The organism is Nonomuraea angiospora (genome assembly GCF_014873145.1).
Classification (GTDB): Bacteria; Actinomycetota; Actinomycetes; order Streptosporangiales; family Streptosporangiaceae; genus Nonomuraea; species Nonomuraea angiospora.
This window is the reverse complement of sequence record NZ_JADBEK010000001.1, coordinates 9,711,019-9,729,306: the sequence shown is the minus strand read 5'-3', so window position 1 is coordinate 9,729,306 and position 18,288 is coordinate 9,711,019. Positions and strand designations below refer to the sequence as shown.

Genomic DNA, 18,288 nt, shown 5'->3' with positions numbered 1-18,288 from the left:
CCTGTCATGCTCGACGACCGATCGTAGAGGGGTCGCCGTGGCAGGGAGGGGAAGTCGGCAAGATTCTCCACCAGAACCACCGGCCGTACCTGCGGAAACAGGGACAAGCGGGGCTCAGGTCACCGTCACCGTGATGGTGTGCCAGCCGGTTGCGCCGTCGGGCGCGGGCGGGGCCTCCTGCTCGGTCTGGGTACGCCCGGCCGCGTCGGTCGCCCGCACCTGGATCGTGTGCTCCCCCGCCGTGGCGTCCCAGTCGATCGACCACTGCCGCCAGGTGTCGGGCCCCGGCACCTCGGCCAGTCTCGCCTGCCGCCACTGCCCCTGATCGACCCTGACCTCCACGGCGTCCACCCCGGTGTGCTGCGCCCAGGCCACACCGGCGATCGCGGCCCGCCCGGCCTTCACCGAATCGCCCGACTTGGGCACGTCGATCCGCGACTGCGTCTTGATGGGACCCTTGGCCGCCCAGCCGCGCGGCGTCCAGTACGCCTCGTCCTGGTCGAACCTGGTCACCTTGATGTCCACGACCCACTTGGTGGCTGACACGTACCCGTACAGACCGGGCACCACCTGGCGCACGGGGAACCCGTGGGCCACGGGGAGGGCCTCGCCGTTCATCGCGATCGCGAACAGCGCGTCGCGGCCGTCCATGACCACGTCGACCGGGGTGCCGCAGGTGAAGCCGTCGGCCGAGGTGGACAGGAGCATGTCGGCGCCGGACCGGAGGCCGGCCCGGCGCAGCACCTCGGCCATGCGGACGCCGAGCCAGCGGGCGTTGCCGACGTACTCGCCGCCGACCTCGTTGGAGACGCAGGTGAGCGTGACGTCGGCCTCGGTGAGCGGCATGCCGAGAAGCTCCTGGTACGTGAGCTCGACCGGCCGGTCGACCATGCCGTGGATGCGCAGCTTCCAGTCGTTGGGATCCACCTGGGGGACGACCAGCGCCGTGTCGACCCTATAGAAGTCCCTGTTTTTCGTAATAAATGGAGACAAGCCCCTGATGTGGAGGTCCGCGCCTGCCGGGATGGGCTTGGCGGGGGTCGCAGGCTTGGGCAGCGCCACCCTCACCCGGGCGGCGTCCACGGCCCGCCGCCCGCCGAGCGCCTGCCCGAGCACGGCGCTGCCGACCGCGACCACCGCCCCACCGGCGGCTCCGGTCAGCAGCCGCCGCCGGTCGAACGTCCACAGGTCCGCCCCGGCCAGCATGACCGCGGGCCGCTCCACGCTATCGCCGCCCCCGCCGCTGCCGCCCCCACGGGCACCGCCGGACTCGGCGGCACTGGCGGGTTGGGTGGCGTCGGTGGCCCCGCCGGCTCCAACGTCTTCGGCGGCGCCGGTGGGCTCCGTGGCGTCGGCGGGCGGGGGTGCCGGGAGGGTGCCGGCGGGTGGGGGTGCCGGGAGCGTGAAGGGCTCGGCCGCGGCCCGCCGTACCAGCCATCTCAGCGCCCAGGCGCCGGCCGCCGCCCCCACCACGGTCGGCAGCACGTCGAGAACCCCGGCATCCGGCCGGGTCAGCACCGCCGCCAGGCCGATCACCGCGAAAACGGCCAGCCCGGCGAAGCCGTAGGCGAGCCTGCGGACGGCCAGCGTCCCGATGAGGGGCGCGATCCCGCCGAGCACCACGATCAGCACGCCCGCGATGAGGACGGTCTTGTCGTTCTCGCCGAACGTCCTGATCGCGAAGTCCTTGACCGGAGCGGGCGTCAGGTCGATCACCGCGTCGCCCACCGCCACCACGGGCGACGACCCGGCCCCGGCGAACGCGGCCACGAGCTGCGCGATCCCGAGGGCTACGCCCCCGGCCACCAGCCCCATCAGGGCCCGCGCCCAGGCGGGCACCACCGAATTACTCTGCACAGTCCGACGTTACGCCGCCCGGCCCCGGGCGGTTCTTACACGGTGGTTACGAGCTGAGCAGATCACGCACGAGGGGCGCCAGCGCCCGGAAGGCCCGGCCCCGGTGGCTGATCGCGTCCTTCTCCTCCGGCGACAGCTCGGCCGTCGTGCGCTCCTCGCCGTCGGGCACGAAGATCGGGTCGTACCCGAATCCGTTGGACCCCCGGCGGGCGGAGACGAGGTGGCCCTGGAGCGCGCCCTCCACCACCCGGGACTCCCCCGAAGGCAGCGCCAGCGCGGCGGCGCAGGCGAAGTGGGCGGTCAGCTTGCCGGCGGGCACGTCGGAGACCTGCGCGAGCAGCAGATCGAGGTTGGCGTCGTCGTCGCCGTGCCGCCCCGACCAGCGGGCGGAGAAGACGCCCGGCATGCCGCCCAGCACGTCGACGCAGAGCCCCGAGTCGTCGGCCACCGCGGGCAGCCCCGACCCCTGGGCCACGGCGTGCGCCTTGAGCAGCGCGTTTTCCTCGAACGTGACGCCGGTCTCGGCGACCTCGCCGATCGAGGGGAACTCCTCGAGCCCGACGATGTCGAACCCGGACAGGATCCGGCGCAGCTCCGCGATCTTGCCCCCGTTGCGGGTGGCCAGCACGATCCTCATGAGCCCAGGGCTTCCTGCTGGATCAGCGTGAGCTCCTCGCAGCCGGACACCGCCAGGTCGAGGAGCTGGTTGAGCACCGCGCGGTCGAAGGGGGCGCCCTCGGCGGTGCCCTGCACCTCGACGAAGCTGCCCTCGCCGGTCATCACGACGTTCATGTCGGTCTCGGCGGCGACGTCCTCGGTGTAGCAGAGGTCGAGCAGCGGCACCGAGCCGACCACCCCGACGGACACGGCGGCGACCGAGCCGATCAGGGGCTCGCCCGGGCACATCCGGCGCTCGCGCATCCAGGCGATCGCGTCGGCGAGCGCGACGTAGGCACCGGTGATCGCGGCGGTCCTGGTGCCGCCGTCGGCGTCCAGCACGTCGCAGTCGAGCAGAATGGAGTTTTCCCCCAGCGCCTTGTAATCGACGCAAGCGCGGAGGGAACGCCCGATCAGCCGGGAAATCTCGTGGGTCCGGCCGCCGATTTTGCCGCGGACCGATTCGCGGTCGTTGCGGGTATTGGTCGCCCGGGGCAGCATGGCGTATTCGGCCGTAACCCACCCCTGGCCGCTGCCCCGTCGCCACCGGGGCACGCTGTCCTGGACCGAGGCCGCGCACAACACCCGCGTGCCGCCGAACTCGACCAGCACCGATCCCTCGGCGTGGGCGAGCCACTGCCTGGTGATGGTTATGGGGCGAAGCTGGTCAGAGTTGCGGCCATCCTGTCGGGACATGCAGATCACCCTATCTCCGCGCCACGACACTCTTGACCAAATGTGTCCGCCACATGGATCCTTACGCAATGACAACGGGGGTGTTGCGTAACCCTGACTTCCTCCGGTTCCTCAGTTCGCACGTTGCCAGTGAACTCGGGGCGAATATCTCCCGTGTTGCGCTTCCGCTGGCGGCCGTACTCGCGCTGAATGCCGGTCCCGTGGAGGTCGGGGTCCTGTCAGCACTGCAGACGACGGCGTTCCTGCTCATCGGCCTGCCCGCGGGGGTGTGGGTCGACCGGATGCGCCGGCGGCGCGTGATGCTGGTCTCCGACCTGGCCAGGTTCCTGCTGCTCGCCTGCATCCCGCTGGCCGCGGAGGTGGGGCTGCTGTCGATCGGCCTGATGTTCGCCATCGCGCTGCTGGTCGGCATGGCCCAGGTCTTCAACGACGTGGCCGACCAGACGTACCTGCCTGAGCTGGTCGGCACCGGGCAGCTCACCGACGGCAACTCCAAGCTGGAGATCGTGCGCTCCGGCTCGTTCATGTCCGGGCCGGCCGTGGGGGGCGCGCTGGTGCAGTTGCTCGGGGCGCCGCGCACGCTGTTCGCCACCGCGCTCGGCGCGCTCGCCTCGGTGCTCTTCCTGAGCACGATCAAGGTCCCCGACAAGCCGCCCGCCGTCACCCAGCGCACCCCGTTGTTGCGCGGCATCGGCGAGGGCCTCTCCTACCTGTGGCGCGACCGGCTGCTGCGCATGCTGGCCGTCTCGACGGTGGCCGGAAACCTGTGCACCAGCGCCGTGCTGGGCCTGTCGGTGCTGTTCCTGGCCCAGGTGGTCAAGCTGCCCCCCAGCACCATCGGCCTGCTGCTCATGTCGGGCGGCATCGGCGGCCTGATCGGCGGCTTCACCGGCTCGTGGCTGTCCAGGCGGTACGGCACCGCCAGGATGACCTGGCTGGCGGTCATCCTCGGCTCGCCCTTCGGCCTGCTGCTGCCGATGACGCAGGCCGACTGGCGCGTGGTGTGCTTCGCGATCACTTCGATCGCGCTCACTTGGAGCGCGACATTATTGAACGTGGGCCAGGTCACCTACCGCCAGACCGTGACCCCCGAGCACCTGCTCGGCCGGGTCAACGCCTCGGTCAGGTTCATGACCTGGGGCATCATGCCGCTGGGCGCGCTGCTCGGCGGGATCCTGGCCCAGCAGATCGGGGTGCGCCAGGCCCTGTGGACGATCATGGCGGCCCGGCTGCTGACCTTCGTGCCGCTGCTGTTCTCCCCGTTACCCCGCATGCGCGACTTCACCGAGACTCAGGCCAGGTCGTAGACCGCGCCGCTGCGGGCCAGCTCGATCGGGCCCCCGAACCCGCCTCCCATCGCCTCCTCCAGCACGGTGGCCTGGTCGTTCCACGGGACGAGGTGGGTGAGCACGAGCCGGTCGACGCCGGCCTCGGCCGCGTGCCGGGCGGCCTGGCGGCCGGTCAGGTGCAGGTCGGCGGGCAGGTCCGGGCCCTCAACGAACGACGCCTCGCACAGCAGCAGGTCGGCGCCCGTGGCCAGCTTCACCAGCTCGCTCGACTCGCCGGTGTCGCCGGAGTAGGCCACGCACCGGCCGCCGCCGGTCACGCGGAAGCCGTACGCCTCGACCGGGTGGTTGACCAGCCCGGCGGTCAGCGTGAACGGCCCGATCTCGAACGAGCCCGGCGCCAGCGGCAGGAAGTCGAACGCGGTGTCCAGGCCCGGCTCGTCCGGCATCCCGTACGCGGCCGACAGCCGGGCGGGCGCGTCGGCCGGCGCGTAGACGGGCAGGGTGGGGTACGGCGCGCCCGGCCCGTACGTGCGGACCACGTGGTAGGAGCAGAGGTCGAGACAGTGGTCGGCGTGCAGGTGCGACAGGCAGATCGCGTCCACCTCGTACGGGCTGATGTGGCGTTGGAGCGCGCCGAGCGACCCGTTGCCGAGGTCGAGCAGCAACTTGAACCCGTCCGCCTCGATGAGGTAGCACGACGCGGGGCTGTCGGGCCCGGGGAAGCTGCCCGAACACCCGACGATGGTCACCTTCATGTGGGCTCCTTCCCGATGCGACGCTCCGCGTCGCGACCCGGCCGCGGGAATCCGGTGTCGTCGCTCGTCAGTCCCGACACCGGCGCGGCCGAGTGGCCGTTAGAGGTAGTACCCCCCACTGGTGCGACTTCGACCACATCGATCTCCGGCCCCAGGAAACGTCGCCCGAGCCGGGCGAAGAGCAGGGAGTCGCCGGTGGCGCGGAAGCGGTGCCGGGGGGTGGCCTCGCCTCCTGCCGCCAGATCGCGGTCGTGCAGGATCCGGTAGACGTCCTTGGCCGTCTCCTCGGCGCTGGAGACCAGCGTGACACCGTCGCCGACGACATAGGAGATGGCGCCGGTGAGCAGCGGGTAGTGGGTGCAGCCGAGGATGAGGGTGTCGCACCCGGCGGCCCTGATGGGCTCCAGGTACTCGTTCAGCACCTCGATGAGCTCGCCGCTCATCGTCTCGCCGCGCTCGACGTACTCCACCAGGCGTGGGGCGGCCACGCCGGTGAGCTGCACGTCGGGCGCCGCGGTGAAGGCGTCGTGGTAGGCCATGGACTCGATCGTGGCCCTGGTGGCGATCACGCCGACCCTGCCCGTACGGGTGGCGCGCACCGCTCGCCTGGTGGCGGGCTGGATCACCTCGACGACCGGCACGTCGTAACGCTCGCGGGCGTCGCGCAGCACGGCGGCGCTGGCGCTGTTGCAGGCGATCACCAGCATCTTCACGCCGTGCTCGACGAGGTGGTCCATCACTTCCAGGGCGTAGGCGCGGACCTCCGCGATGCGTTTGGGCCCGTACGGCTGACGGGCCGTGTCGGCCACGTACGTGATGGACTCATGGGGCAACTGGTCGATGATCGCGCGGGCGACCGTCAGGCCGCCGACCCCGCTGTCGAAGATCCCAATACTCGTGTCCGGCACGCTCTAGAGGGTAGGCGACCTGCACGATCAACTCTGCGTAAGAATGCTCACAAGTACGGCACGTGGGCGTGCGGCGGTGTTGTCTTGGTCACATCCGGGCCGATCATCTGGGCCGGTCAGCCGCGTCCGACCCGGGCGAGCTGGCGCGCCTGGGCGACAAGGCGGCCGGCGGAGTCGCGTACCTCGACCTCCTCGTCGAACCAGCCGTCCGAGACCAGCCGGCCACTGCCGAGCAGCGTGAGCCAGCCGGGGGCGGGCAGCGCCCGCAGGTGCCAGGTGAGGTCCACGGTCGGCGCCCAGCCCCGCGCGCCCGCCGAGAACACCACCGGCGGCAGCGCGTCCACGGCCAGCGCCAGCACGTACGGGTCCGGGTCCTGGGGCTCGGCCATCCTGAAGTACGCCCGCGACTCGGGCCTGCCGGAGGGCTCGCCCTTCAGCCAGCCGATCGTGGGCGGGTCGAAGAGCAGCTCCATCCGGGCATTGAGGTTCATGCCCGACTCGGGCTTGGGGTCGGGGAGCTTGACGCAGTCCTCGATGCCGGGCATGTCGTAGGCCGGCTCTTCGGCGTAGATCGGCTCGACCTCGTTCAACGTGGCCGTCGTGATCAGCCCCTCGATGTGCGCCACGTCGTCCTGCACGAGCGTGGCCCTGGCGAACGCGGCCGTCCTGCCCGCCTTGAGCGGCTCGATCCTGACCTGCGCGGGCCCGGCGACCGGCGCCTTGAGGAACTGCGCCGTCGTGCTCACCGGATGCTCGAACGGCGAGGCGTCCACCGCAGCGCGCAGGATCACGGCCATGAGGTAGCCGCCGTTGAGGGGGCCGCCGATCGCGTATCCGGAGTCGAGGCACACGTCGTACGTGCCCTCGTCGATCCTGATCGCCTGAGTCGCCTCGTCGAACTTGGTCATCCGCGCCCGCCTCAACTCCGGAATTATGTTCTAGCGCCCGCATAGTCTATGGCATCCCGCTATCAGCGTGCCTACCTGCGAAAACATGATTCGGTTGAGAAAGTTCGATCATGGCAAGTGTCACCGAACTCCTCGGTCAGTCCGTCTGGGACTCCGACGGGATATGGGTCGGCCACGTGGTCGACATCCGCGTGATCAAGCACAGGGGCGAACTCCAGAAGAGCCACACCGTCTACGGACTGATCGTCTCCAGCCGCCGGGCGCCGCTGCTGCTCGGTCTCACCCGGGAGAACCAGGACCGCGCGTCCTGGCTGTCCCGCTCGCTGTCCCGCCTGGTCTATGTGGGCTGCACATTCGTGCCGTGGTCGTGCGTCGCCGACTACGGAACCGGCGAGGTCCACATCAATGCGCTCAGAAAGGAACTCACCCGGGTCTGAATCTCACTTCAGCACATTGCAAGCGCCCGTCTAGCAACATCAGCTAACTTCTCTGTGGTCAAAAGTCCACATTGTGAGTTGAGTGATGTCTGCGAATAATCCCCCCTACGGCCAGGATCCTGACCGGACCACGGCGTACAACTGGAACCAGGGGCAGCAGCCGGAGAACCCCGCGCCGATGCCTCAGTCATCGGGACAGCCGTACCCGCCGCAGCAGCCCTACCAGCAGGGGGGCTACGGCCAGCAGGCGTCCTACGGCCAGCAGCAGCCGTACAACCCTCAGCAGGGGTACGGGCAGCAGCAGCAGCAGCCCCCCTACGACGCCGGCTACGGCCAGCAGGGCTCCTACGGCCAGCAGCAGAGCTGGCAGCAGGGCCAGCAGCAGGCCCAGGGCGGCTGGCAGCAGCAGCAGCCGCCGCAGCAGGGCTGGCAGCAGGAGCAGCAGGGCTGGCAACAGGGCCAGGGCTGGCAGCAGGAACAGCAGCAGCAAGGTTGGCAGAACGACCAGTACGCCCAGGGCGGCTGGCAGCAGCAGGGACCCGAGGGGTTCGGCCCGGCGCAACCGGCCAAGAAGGGCCGCAAGACCTGGATCATCGCCGCGGCCGCCGCGCTCGCGGTGATCCTGCTCGGCGGCGGCGCCGTGTGGGCCATGAACGCCATCGGCGGCGGCGGCACGCAGCCGAACGAGGTCCTGCCCGCCAACTCGATCGCCTACGCCCGGCTCGACCTGGACCCGGCCGCGAACCAGAAGCTGGCGCTGTTCCAGATCGCCAGGAAGTTCACGGTCACCAAGGACTCCTTCACCGGCGAGGACCCGCGCAAGGCGCTCTTCGACACGCTCAACTCCGACTCCGATGCCAAGGTCGACTTCGCCAAGGACGTCGACCCCTGGCTCGGCAGCAGGGTCGGCTTCGCCGCCGTGCCCTCGGGCAAGGAGGAGCCCGACTTCGCGGTGGCCGTCCAGATCAAGGACGAGGCGCAGGCCAAGGCCGGCATCGCCAAGCTGATGAAGGGCGAGAAGTACGGCCTCGCCTTCCGTGACGACTACGCGCTGCTGAGCTCGACCCAGGAGCTGGCCGACAAGTACGCGAAGTCGGAGGGCAGCCTGGCCGACAACGCCGAGTTCAGCGACGACATGGGCGCGGTCGGCGAGCAGGGCGTGCTGTCGTTCTGGGCCGACATGGGCGGGCTCATGGAGCTGGCCAAGAAGGAGGTCCCGGCCGAGCAGGCCGCCCTGGTGGACCAGGTCAAGGACGCCAGGTTCGCCGGCGCGCTGCGCTTCGACAGCGCGTACGTCGAGCTCGCCGGCCTCGTGCGCGGCGCCAAGGGCATGACCCCCGAGGGCGACCTGCCCAAGGCCAACCTGGGCACGCTGCCCGCCACCACGGCGGGCGCCGTGTCGATCTCCGGCCTCGACCAGATGGTCACCAAGCAGTGGGCCCAGATCCAGAAGCAGGCCGCGGCGACCGGCGGCGCCGAGGTCAAGCAGATGCTGGAGCAGGCGCAGAGCCAGCTCGGGCTGCAGCTCCCCGGCGACCTGGCCACGATCTTCGGCAAGAACTTCACGCTCGCCGTGGACAGCCAGGGCCTGGGCGGCGACCAGATCAAGGGCGGCGTGCGCATCGCCACCGACCCGGCCAAGGCGCAGGCCATCGTCGACAAGGTCCAGCAGGCGCTGACCTCCCAGGGTCAGGGAGCGCCGCAGATCGCCAAGGTCGCCGGCGACGGCGTCTTCACCGTGGCGACGACGGACGAGTACGCCAAGCAGCTGGCCGGTGAGGGCACGCTGGGCGACTCGGAGACGTTCCAGACGGCGATCCCCAACGCGGACGACGCCAACTACGCGGTCTTCGTGGACCTGGACAAGGTGGAGAGCCTCTACCTCAAGTCCATGCAGGGCGACGACAAGGCCAACCTGCAGGTGCTGCGGGCCGTGGGGATGAGCGGCACGCAGACCGACACCGAGGCGACGTTCTCGCTGCGGGTGCTGTTCAACTGAAACCGGGCGGCCGGTCCACGAGGGACCGGCCGCCCGGTTTTTTGTGCCGTCAGGTTTTTGTGCCGCCCGGTTTTGGTGCCGTCAGGCCCAGAGCTGGCCTTCGAGGCGCTCTTCCGCCTCGTCCAGGGTGCCCTCGTAGGCGCCCGTGGACAGGTATTTCCAGCCGCCGTCGGCCACCACGAACACGACGTCGGCGCGCTCGCCCGCCTTGACCGCCTTCGTGGCCACGCCCAGCGCCGCGTGCAGCGCCGCGCCGGTCGAGACGCCGGCGAAGATGCCCTCCGCGGCCAGCAGCTCGCGCGTGCGCCGCAGCGCGTCGGCCGAGCCCACGGAGAAGCGGGTGGTCAGCACGGACTCGTCGTAGAGCTCGGGGATGAAGCCCTCGTCCACGTTGCGCAGCCCGTAGACCAGCTCGCCGTAACGCGGCTCGGCGGCGACGATCTGCACGCCGGGCACCCGCTCGCGCAGGAACCGCCCGACGCCCATCAGCGTGCCGGTCGTGCCGAGCCCGGCCACGAAGTGGGTGACGGTGGGCAGGTCCTCGAGGATCTCCGGGCCGGTGGTCTCGTAGTGCGAGCGCCAGTTGGCCGGGTTTCCGTACTGGTAGAGCATCACCCAGGAGGGATTCTGGGCCGCGAGCTCCTTGGCCACCCGCACGGCCTCGTTGGAGCCGCCCGCCGCGGGCGAGGAGATGATCTGCGCGCCCCACATGCGCAGGAGCTGGCGGCGCTCCTCCGAGGTGTTCTCGGGCATCACGCAGATCAGCTTGTAGCCCTTGAGCTTGGCCGACATGGCGAGCGAGATGCCCGTGTTGCCGCTGGTGGGCTCGAGGATCGTGCAGCCGGGCGTGAGCCGGCCGTCCTTCTCGGCCTCCTGGATCATCCACAGGGCGGGCCTGTCCTTGATCGACCCGGTCGGGTTGCGGTCTTCGAGCTTGGCCCAGATCCGCACGTCGGCGGAGGGCGACAACCTCGGCAGCCCCACGAGGGGCGTGCGGCCGACCGAGTCGATCAGCGAGTCGAACCGCATGTCACCCGCCGGCGACGGCGGGCAGCACGGTCACCGTGTCGCCGTCGGACAGCGGCGTGCCCAGGCCGCCCAGGAAGCGCACGTCCTCGTCGTTCAGGTAGACGTTGACGAAGCGGCGCAGGTTGCCGGCGTCGACCAGGCGCTCCTTGATGCCGGGGTGGCGCGACTCCAGATTGCTGATCAGCTCTTCGAGGGTGGCGCCCTCGGCGTCGACGGCCTTGGCGCCGCCGGTGTAATTACGCAGGATGGTCGGAATGCGAACCTCGATGGCCATCGCGCTCAGTCTCCTCAGATCAGGTCGTCCCATCCGCAGCAACACCGATTGCGGGATGCGGATTCCGCGGGACCTTCCGGCAAGAAATCTGTTCGTCGGGCTGCCGCCCTGCTGTCACGCCCAGTGGCAGTGAAGCGGCAGATTTCTCGCGGGACAGTCGTAGAGAACGACAGCCGGAGTATGCGCGAAGAGGAAGCTCTGCACCGGCCTGGCCATCATGGGAGAAACCTTACCTCTTCCTCGGTAATCACTCCGTCGAGGATGCGGTACGAGCGGAACTCCACCTCGTCCTCGTCCCGCGTGGAGACCAGGACGTAGTGGGCGTCCGGCTCGGAGGCGTAGGAGACGTCGGTGCGCGACGGGTACGCCTCGGTGGCCGTGTGGGAGTGGTAGATCACGACGGGCTCCTCGTCGCGGTCGTCCATCTCACGCCAGACGCGCAGCTGCTCCATGGAGTCGAAGCGGTAGAAGGTGGGCGAGCGTTCGGCGTTCTCCATCGGGACGAACCGCTCGGGGACCCCGTTCCTGCCCGCGATGACCCCGCACGCCTCGTCGGGGTGGTCGGCGCGGGCATGGGCGACGATCTTGTCCACCAGTTCCTGCGAGATCGACAGCATGCCCGGAAGTTACCAGAGGGCCCGGACCAGGCTGTCCTGGAGGTAGGTCAGCCAGTCATAGGTGAGGTAGGCCGGGTAGCGGGGGTCGTCCTCGGACATCACGGCGATCTCGTCGTGGACCTCCTCGGTCACGTCGAGCTTGGTGCCGAGCGTCAGGCGCACGTCGTTGAGCGAGCGCAGCCAGGCCTGGGCCTGCTCGGGCGTGAGCTCCGCGCGGCCCGACCTGGCGGTGTCGAAGACGGTCTGCGCGTCGGCCCGCTTGCCGTCGCGCAGGGTGGCCTCGGTGTAGCGGCGGAACTCCGCCGAATCCTTCTCGTCCTCGTACGCCGACGGGAACAGCCTGGCCAGCACCGGGTCGGTCGGCGCCTCTCCCCCGCCGATGCCCAGCGCCCGCTCCAGCGGGTCGTCGCTGGTCCGGCCGGGCTCCACGATGCCCAGCATCATCGACACGAGCGAGCGTAGGAGCGAGACCTCCGCGGCCTCGAACTCCGCGACGACGACGCCGCCCTTGCCCGACGAGAACCCCGATGTCACCCGTGCCGCCTCACTGACCTCATGTGCCTCACTTGACCGAGTCCGGCTGGACCGTCGCCCACAGGCCGTAGGAGTGGAGAATCTGCACATCGCGTTCCATCTCTTCCCGCGTGCCACTGGACACGACGGCCTTGCCCTTGTGGTGTACGTCCAGCATGAGTTTTTCGGCCTTCTCCCTCGTGTAGCCGAAGACCGATTGGAAGACATAGGTCACGTAGGACATCAGGTTGACCGGGTCGTTCCAGACGATGGTCACCCATGGCAGATCGGGCCGGACGTCCGATGACGGACGCTCGACGGCGATTGGAGCGGTGCTACCCACATCCAGAAGTCTGCCCTATCTGGGCCGTAGTCTTCGAGTCGTGACATTGACCATGAGCACTGCGTTGCTCACAGATCACTATGAGCTGACGATGCTGCAGGCGGCGCTCCGGAGCGGGGCGGCGCACAGGCGCGCCGTTTTCGAGGTGTTCGCCAGGCATCTGCCGGGTGGCAGGCGCTACGGGGTGGTCGCCGGGACCGGACGTGTCCTGGACGAGCTAGAACGCTTCCGCTTCAGTGAGGAAGAACTCACCTATTTGCGGGAGAGGCACGTCGTCGACGACGACACTCTGGCGTTTCTCGCCGATTACCGGTTTTCCGGAAACGTCTACGGCTACCGCGAGGGCGACCTCTACTTCCCGGCCTCCCCCATCATGATCGTGGAGGGCACGTTCGCGGAGGCCGTGCTGCTCGAGACCCTCACCCTGTCGATCCTCAACCATGACTGCGCGATCGCCTCGGCGGCCTCCCGCATGACCAACGCCGCGGGCAAGCGGCCGCTCATCGAGATGGGCTCGCGCCGCACCCACGAGGGCGCCGCCGTGGCCGCCGCCCGGGCCGCGTACATCGCCGGTTTCGCCTCCACCTCCAACCTCATGGCCGGGTACGCCTACGGCGTGCCCACGGCCGGCACGGCGGCGCACGCGTTCACGTTGCTGCACGACTCGGAGAAGGAGGCGTTCGAGGCCCAGATCGCCTCGCTCGGCCGCAAGACGACGCTGCTGGTGGACACGTACGACGTGGCCGAGGCGGTGCGCACGGCCGTGGAGCTGGCCGGGCCGGAGCTGGGCGCGGTCCGCATCGACTCCGGCGACCTGGCCGCCGCCGCGCAGGAGGTGCGCGAGCAGCTCGACGCGCTCGGAGCCTTCGACACCCGCATCCTGGTCACCTCCGACCTGGACGAGTACGCCATCGCCGCGCTCGCCGCCGCCCCCGTCGACGGTTACGGCGTCGGCACGTCCCTGGTGACCGGGTCCGGCGTGCCCACGGCGGCCCTGGTGTACAAGCTGGTGGCGAGGGAGACAGCCACGGGCAGGCTGGAGGCCGTGGCCAAGCGCTCGGTGGGCAAGCCGTCGCGCGGGGGCCGCAAGCAGGCGTACCGGCTCCTGGACGACGCGGGCAACGTGGAGACCGAGCTGATCACCACCGGCGGCCTGGCCCCCGAAGGCGGCATCCCCCTGCTGCACGAGCTGGTGCGCGACGGGCAGGTGGTGGGCAGGGAGCCCCTGACCGCCGCCCGCGAGCGCCACGCCGCCGCCGTCGCCAGCCTCCCCCAGGAGGCCCTGCACCTCGGCAGGGGGTACGCGGCCATCCCCACGGAGTTCGCCTGACGCGCCCCCGGCAGCGGGGCGGGGGGCCGGAGGGCGGGCCCGGTCATTAGAGTGCTGAATATGGGGACCGCACTGATCATCGTCGATGTGCAGAACGACTTCTGCGAGGGCGGCAGCCTGCCCGTGGCCGGCGGCTCGGAGGTGGCGGCGGCGATCACTCGCCACATGGCCGAACACGGCTATGACCACGTGGTGGCGACCCGCGACTACCACATCTCGCCCGGCGACCACTTCGCCGAATCTCCCGACTACGTCTCAAGGTGGCCGGCGCACTGCGTGGCCGGGACCCCGGGAGCCGACTTCCACCCGTCGTTCGACGTGTCGGAGGTGGAGGAAGTGTTCAGCAAGGGCGCCTACGCCGCCGCGTACAGCGGTTTCGAGGGCCTTTCGAGCGACGGGGTCCCGCTGGCCGAGTGGCTCGGGCAGCGCGGGGTGCACGAGGTGGACGTGGTCGGGATCGCCACGGACCACTGCGTGCGCGCGACGGCCCTCGACGCGGTCAAGCACGGGCTGGCGGTGCGGGTGCTGCTCGACCTGACGGCCGGCGTGGCCGCGACGACCACGGAGGTGGCGCTGGCGGAGCTGAAGGACGCGGGCGCCACCCTGCGGGGGGCGCCCGTCCTGGGGTGACCAGCATCACACTTGATCACCAAACGTATGCGATAGGCAACGCTGCGTTCATGTGATATTCAAGAGGACGAACCCCCTCCGGAGCCGTAGTAATACGGTGAGTCACAAACTCCTTGTCGCGGGAGGTAGATACATGCTGGCCATCTCCCTGGGTGCGGCCTGGCTCGTCCTCGGCCCTCTCTGCCTGTGGCTGCTCGTCCGGGGGAGCACCGGCGAACGGGTGGCCGCGGTCGTCACGCTGATGCTGCTGGAAGGCGGGACGATCGCGATGGGCGCCGAAGAGCGGCCCACCCCCGCCCCTCCGGCGATCGTGGCCGACCTCGTGGCCTCCTGCCAGGAGCGCGTCCCGGTCCCCCGTTCGGCGAAGGTGGCCCACGAGATCGTGCTGACCTGGGCGGCGGCCCCGCAGGAGTGCGGGGCGGCCGAGGTCGTGGTCCGGGCCGAGGGGCGCAGGCTGCGCCTATGGCTGTACGAGGGGCCCGGCGTCGGCAGCCACCCGGCCGCGCTCACGAGCCACCACCAGCGCGTGTTCACCCTGCCGGTGCAGGTCGAGAGCGGCCGGGCCGCGCTGAAGCTGCCCCTGCGGGAGAAGCCGGACTACGTCCTGACCGACGGCCGCACCGGGCGGCGCATTCCCCAGACGTAGTCAGGGCGTGGCCACGGCGAGCCGTAACGCGTCGTCGAGCCGGGCGAAGACCTCGAACGCGTGCCGCAGCCCGGTGATCGACAGCACCCTGGCCATGACCCCCTGAACCCCTCCGAGCAGCAGCCGGGTCCCTCTGGACTCGCACCGCTGCATGACGCCGACGAGCTCGTTCATCCCCATGGAGTCGCAGAAGGAGAGCTCGCCCAGGTCGAGGATCAGGAAGGGTTTGGGGGGAAGGGCCCAGACGGGCTCGAGGTGCTCGCGCAGCACCTGCAGCACGTTGACGTCGAGTTCGCCCTCGAGCTTGAGGATGACGGCGTTTCGCGAGAGGCCGGAAGTCACGGTCAGCATCGGCTTTCTGGTGACCTCAGACGACATGGGCAAAGTCCTTCTGCGTATCCCGAGACAAGCCAAGAGTGGTTGTTGCCTCTTCCGTCGAGTTTCTAACAGATGGGCACCGCTCTGTGGCCAAACGCACAGAGTCACCCATCGTCACAGGCGACCGGCACGCGCGCAGCGCCGGGGGGCGGAGCGCCGCGCGCGACGGCTCCCTCAGGATGTCCCGAAGGTGATCACATAGGCGGCGAGCAGCACGGACAGGACGATCACCAGGACGCCCGTGCCACTGATCACCATGACGACGTTCGCCCGCTTCACCGTCCAGCGGATGGCCGCCGCTGCCAGCGTGATCAAGGTCGTCAGGAGGAAGAGGGTCAAGGCTCTGGTATCGGTTGATGTTGGTATTGCCACCGAGAGGTGGAGGGCTAGTGTGGTCATGAAGGTTTTCCCTGGTGCGGAGACGCGCTCTGACAGAAACCTCGCTCGCGGGCACCTCCGCCGATGATTGGGCTCGTCGCGGGGGTGTTCCGCTGTCTTTCTGCGTGGGGATGCCGCTCCTGCCGGGTGTGGCTCATCGGACCCTCGCCACGAACCACCTCCACCCATATTCAGCTAACTTCAGTGAATCTTCTCCAATTAGAGGTTTACCCCGACTGAACCGCCCTATTCGTACACGGCGGTGACAGCTGAATGGTTAGACTGGTGGCTCTTGTGCGCACCGGTTTGTGCAGGTTGGCTGTTCTGTTAGGCCTTAGCTGCGGATTCTTCATCGATTCCGCCGCCAGGCTGATGTTCACTAGAGATTACTGAAGTTCACACCAATGGGGCTGGCATGAGCGGCGTCAATTCCGCGCTGGCGCGCCGATTGCGCGAGCTGCGCGAGAGCCACTGGCCTGACCTGCGCGTCACCCAGGCACAGCTGCGCGAGGCGTTCCAGGTCAGCGTCGCGCTGATCTCGTCGTGGGAGTCGGCCCACGCGGGCAAGATCCCGCCCTTACACCGGCTGGAGAAGTACGCCGCGTTCTTCGCGACCAAGCGATCGGTCTCCAACGGCAAGGCACGCGTGCTCCCGGTCTCCGACCTGACGCCGGGCGAGCTGGAGGACCACCGCCATCTGCTCGCCGAGCTGGACCGGCTGCGCCAGGCCGCGCTGAAGTCCCAGGCGTCGGGCGAGAACGGCGAGCCGGCCGCGCGGGACGCGCTCCAGGCAGGCCCCTGGCACTTCCGCGACGGGGAGCCGATCACGGTCATCTGCTCGCAGGTGCCGGAGGAGGACCGGGCCAAGATCCCGTACGCGGACCCGTCGAGCCCCGACTACATCGAGCTGTACAAGTACTCCGACCTCGACTCTCTCTTCGAACTGTGGGGCCATCTGCGGGCCGCGAATCCGCGCAGCCCGGTGAAGCTGGTCTCCACCGAGGATCTGCGTTCCGACGACCTGACGACGCACGTGGTGCTCCTGGGCGGCGTCGACTACAACGCGGTGACCGGGGCCGTGCTCGCGCAGGCCGAACTCCCGGTGCGGCAGGTGCCCGACTGGGAGGGGGAAAAGGGTCCGTATTTCGAGGTCATCGAGGGGGGCGACACGCGCCGGCACTACACCGTCACCGCCGGGTCCGGCGATAATCTGCAACTCCTTGAGGACGTCGGGTTCTTCTACCGCGGCGTCAATCCCGACAATGTCGAGCGCACGTTGACCATTTGCAATGGCATGTACGGCAGAGGCGTCTACGGTGCGGTGCGGGCCCTGACCGACGAGCGATTCCGCGACCGCAACGCCGTCTATCTGCGGACGCGTTTCGGCGCCGCCGCGGCCTACAGCATTCTCACGCGGGTCAGGATCAGGGACCGCGTGGTCGTCACACCTGATTGGACCCTCGACACGTTCCGGCTGCATGAGTGGTCGGAGCCCTCTCGTGGGGACTGAGGTCGGATCGGAGCACCACCACGGCTCCCACCGGGATCTGATCGAGTTCCACCCGCGAGTCGCGAAGTCCGGCCGCGTCGACGCCATCGTCGTGCCGACCATCAGGCACCCGGTCTGGCTCAGCCACGCGATCCGGCTGGCGATCGCCCTGGACTGCCCCCTCGTGACCCTGCACAGCAAGTGGAGCAAGCCGGACCTCCTCCTGATGCCGGCCGGCCTGCAGTTCCTCTCCGTCGACATCGACAACCTGGCCCGCCTCAACCTGCCGGACTTCGCGACGACGGCCCTGCTGAAGGGCACGCCGTTCGCCCGCGCGACCGACCTCAGCGCCAAGCGCAACATGGGCCTGCTCCTGGCCCGCCTGATGGGCTGGCGGCGCATCGTCTTCCTGGACGACGACATCGAGGTGGGCGGGCACGAGGAGGTCGCGCACGCGGCCGCGCTGCTCGACTCCTACGACGCCGTGGGCATGCACATCGGCGGCTACCCGGACAACTCGGTGGTGTGCCACGCCCACCGGCTGACCGGCGGGCATCAGGAGTCGTTCGTGGGCGGCGGCGCCCTGGCCGTCGAGACGACCCGCGACCCCTCGTTCTTCCCGAACATCTACAACGAGGACTGGTTCTACCTGCTGGGCGACAGGTCGGTGCGCCCGCTCGCGGTCACGGGGATGGTCAAGCAGCGCCCGTACGACCCATTCGACCGCCCCATGCGCGCGCGGGACCAGGAGCTCGGCGACGTGCTGGCCGAGGGCGTCTACTGGCTGCTCGACGGGGGCGAGGGCACGGGCTGGCGGGCCGCCGCCGACCCGGCGTACTGGGTCGGCGCCCTCGCCAGGCGCGGCGACTTCGTCAAGGACGTGCTGCGCCGCGTCAGGGAGCTCCCGCCGGACGCGGCCATGAGCCGCCGGGCCATGGAGGAGTCCCTGCTGGCGGCGCTGGGCCGGCTCAACCGCATCACGCCGCAGTTCTGCGTCAAATATCTCGAGGCGTGGGCGGCGGACCGCGACCAGTGGGCCGACCACTTCGCCAGGATCCCGCAACTAGGGCCGTACGTGGCCGATGCCATGAAATGGCTGGTCAAACCTGGCGCGCCACCACTGCGCCAGTGGACCTCATTTGATTCATAAGAGGG

General features: G+C 69.5%; 21 protein-coding genes. 8 read left to right on the top strand and 13 right to left on the bottom strand.

Annotation, left to right across the window (positions count from 1 at the left end; all coding sequences use genetic code 11):
• Nucleotides 1–114: 114 nt before the first annotated feature.
• The 3 genes from H4W80_RS44885 to rph all read right to left on the bottom strand — a co-directional run bounded on the left by H4W80_RS44885 (nt 115) and on the right by rph (nt 3,210).
• On the bottom strand, nt 115–1,815 hold the full coding sequence (locus tag H4W80_RS44885; RefSeq protein ID WP_192794096.1) for a molybdopterin-dependent oxidoreductase: 1,701 nt from the start codon (nt 1,813–1,815) through the stop codon (nt 115–117).
• Between the two features lie 88 nt (nt 1,816–1,903).
• Nucleotides 1,904–2,494, bottom strand: coding sequence for an RdgB/HAM1 family non-canonical purine NTP pyrophosphatase (rdgB, locus tag H4W80_RS44880; protein ID WP_192790636.1), 591 nt, complete (start codon nt 2,492–2,494; stop codon nt 1,904–1,906).
• Nucleotides 2,491–3,210 carry a ribonuclease PH gene (gene rph / locus H4W80_RS44875; RefSeq protein WP_192790635.1) on the bottom strand — a complete coding sequence of 240 codons (720 nt, stop codon included), beginning with the start codon at nt 3,208–3,210 and terminating at the stop codon, nt 2,491–2,493. Before rph ends, rdgB begins: the two co-directional genes overlap by 4 nt.
• 53 nt (nt 3,211–3,263) lie before the next feature.
• Between rph and H4W80_RS44870 the strand changes: the two genes are divergently transcribed.
• Nucleotides 3,264–4,517 (top strand): MFS transporter, encoded by a 1,254-nt coding sequence (locus H4W80_RS44870; protein ID WP_318787343.1) that lies wholly within the window; start codon nt 3,264–3,266, stop codon nt 4,515–4,517.
• Here H4W80_RS44870 and H4W80_RS44865 read toward each other — a convergent pair.
• The 3 genes from H4W80_RS44865 to H4W80_RS44855 form a co-directional block, all read right to left on the bottom strand.
• A complete protein-coding gene (locus H4W80_RS44865) occupies nt 4,502–5,254 on the bottom strand; it encodes an MBL fold metallo-hydrolase (protein ID WP_192790633.1) in 753 nt (250 codons plus the stop codon). The genes H4W80_RS44870 and H4W80_RS44865 overlap by 16 nt on opposite strands.
• On the bottom strand, nt 5,251–6,162 hold the full coding sequence (gene murI, locus H4W80_RS44860; protein WP_192790632.1) for a glutamate racemase: 912 nt from the start codon (nt 6,160–6,162) through the stop codon (nt 5,251–5,253). The genes H4W80_RS44865 and murI overlap by 4 nt, the downstream gene beginning before the upstream one ends.
• Nucleotides 6,163–6,278: 116 nt before the next feature.
• Complete coding sequence (locus tag H4W80_RS44855) at nt 6,279–7,070, bottom strand: thioesterase family protein (protein ID WP_192790631.1); 792 nt, start codon at nt 7,068–7,070, stop codon at nt 6,279–6,281.
• A 110-nt stretch (nt 7,071–7,180) separates the two neighbouring features.
• On the opposite strand from H4W80_RS44855, the gene H4W80_RS44850 reads away from it, so the two are divergent.
• The gene (locus tag H4W80_RS44850; RefSeq protein WP_192790630.1) at nt 7,181–7,507 is read left to right on the top strand and encodes a hypothetical protein; all 327 of its coding nucleotides are present in this window, start codon (nt 7,181–7,183) and stop codon (nt 7,505–7,507) included.
• An 85-nt stretch (nt 7,508–7,592) separates the two neighbouring features.
• The gene (locus tag H4W80_RS44845) at nt 7,593–9,506 is read left to right on the top strand and encodes a DUF3352 domain-containing protein (RefSeq protein WP_192790629.1); all 1,914 of its coding nucleotides are present in this window, start codon (nt 7,593–7,595) and stop codon (nt 9,504–9,506) included.
• 81 nt (nt 9,507–9,587) lie between these two features.
• Here H4W80_RS44845 and H4W80_RS44840 read toward each other — a convergent pair whose 3' ends face one another.
• The 5 genes from H4W80_RS44840 to clpS form a co-directional block, all read right to left on the bottom strand.
• The gene (locus H4W80_RS44840) at nt 9,588–10,535 is read right to left on the bottom strand and encodes a PLP-dependent cysteine synthase family protein (RefSeq protein ID WP_192790628.1); all 948 of its coding nucleotides are present in this window, start codon (nt 10,533–10,535) and stop codon (nt 9,588–9,590) included.
• Nucleotide 10,536: 1 nt separating this feature from the next.
• Nucleotides 10,537–10,809 carry a MoaD/ThiS family protein gene (locus H4W80_RS44835; RefSeq protein WP_192790627.1) on the bottom strand — a complete coding sequence of 91 codons (273 nt, stop codon included), beginning with the start codon at nt 10,807–10,809 and terminating at the stop codon, nt 10,537–10,539.
• Nucleotides 10,810–11,024: 215 nt separating this feature from the next.
• The gene (locus H4W80_RS44830) at nt 11,025–11,426 is read right to left on the bottom strand and encodes a M67 family metallopeptidase (protein ID WP_192790626.1); all 402 of its coding nucleotides are present in this window, start codon (nt 11,424–11,426) and stop codon (nt 11,025–11,027) included.
• A gap of 9 nt (nt 11,427–11,435) precedes the next feature.
• Complete coding sequence (locus H4W80_RS44825) at nt 11,436–11,960, bottom strand: DUF2017 domain-containing protein (protein WP_185071428.1); 525 nt, start codon at nt 11,958–11,960, stop codon at nt 11,436–11,438.
• 28 nt (nt 11,961–11,988) lie between these two features.
• Entirely contained in the window at nt 11,989–12,282 is a 294-nt protein-coding gene (gene clpS / locus H4W80_RS44820; RefSeq protein WP_185071427.1) for an ATP-dependent Clp protease adapter ClpS, read from the bottom strand.
• A 52-nt stretch (nt 12,283–12,334) separates the two neighbouring features.
• Between clpS and H4W80_RS44815 the strand changes: the two genes are divergently transcribed.
• The 3 genes from H4W80_RS44815 (at nt 12,335) to H4W80_RS44805 (ending at nt 14,888) form a co-directional block, all read left to right on the top strand.
• The gene (locus tag H4W80_RS44815) at nt 12,335–13,612 is read left to right on the top strand and encodes a nicotinate phosphoribosyltransferase (RefSeq protein ID WP_225965941.1); all 1,278 of its coding nucleotides are present in this window, start codon (nt 12,335–12,337) and stop codon (nt 13,610–13,612) included.
• 60 nt (nt 13,613–13,672) lie between these two features.
• Nucleotides 13,673–14,242, top strand: coding sequence for a nicotinamidase (locus tag H4W80_RS44810; protein ID WP_192790624.1), 570 nt, complete (start codon nt 13,673–13,675; stop codon nt 14,240–14,242).
• A gap of 133 nt (nt 14,243–14,375) precedes the next feature.
• Nucleotides 14,376–14,888, top strand: coding sequence for a hypothetical protein (locus H4W80_RS44805; RefSeq protein ID WP_192790623.1), 513 nt, complete (start codon nt 14,376–14,378; stop codon nt 14,886–14,888).
• On the opposite strand, the gene H4W80_RS44800 is transcribed toward H4W80_RS44805, so the two are convergent.
• Together H4W80_RS44800 and H4W80_RS44795 are read right to left on the bottom strand one after the other, a co-directional pair.
• On the bottom strand, nt 14,889–15,266 hold the full coding sequence (locus H4W80_RS44800) for an STAS domain-containing protein (RefSeq protein WP_192790622.1): 378 nt from the start codon (nt 15,264–15,266) through the stop codon (nt 14,889–14,891).
• A gap of 174 nt (nt 15,267–15,440) precedes the next feature.
• The gene (locus H4W80_RS44795) at nt 15,441–15,605 is read right to left on the bottom strand and encodes a hypothetical protein (RefSeq protein WP_192790621.1); all 165 of its coding nucleotides are present in this window, start codon (nt 15,603–15,605) and stop codon (nt 15,441–15,443) included.
• Between the two features lie 454 nt (nt 15,606–16,059).
• On the opposite strand from H4W80_RS44795, the gene H4W80_RS44790 reads away from it, so the two are divergent.
• Entirely contained in the window at nt 16,060–17,154 is a 1,095-nt protein-coding gene (locus H4W80_RS44790) for a helix-turn-helix domain-containing protein (RefSeq protein ID WP_192790620.1), read from the top strand.
• A complete protein-coding gene (locus H4W80_RS44785) occupies nt 17,144–18,283 on the top strand; it encodes a hypothetical protein (protein ID WP_192790619.1) in 1,140 nt (379 codons plus the stop codon). Before H4W80_RS44790 ends, H4W80_RS44785 begins: the two co-directional genes overlap by 11 nt.
• The last annotated feature ends 5 nt before the right edge of the window (nt 18,284–18,288 follow it).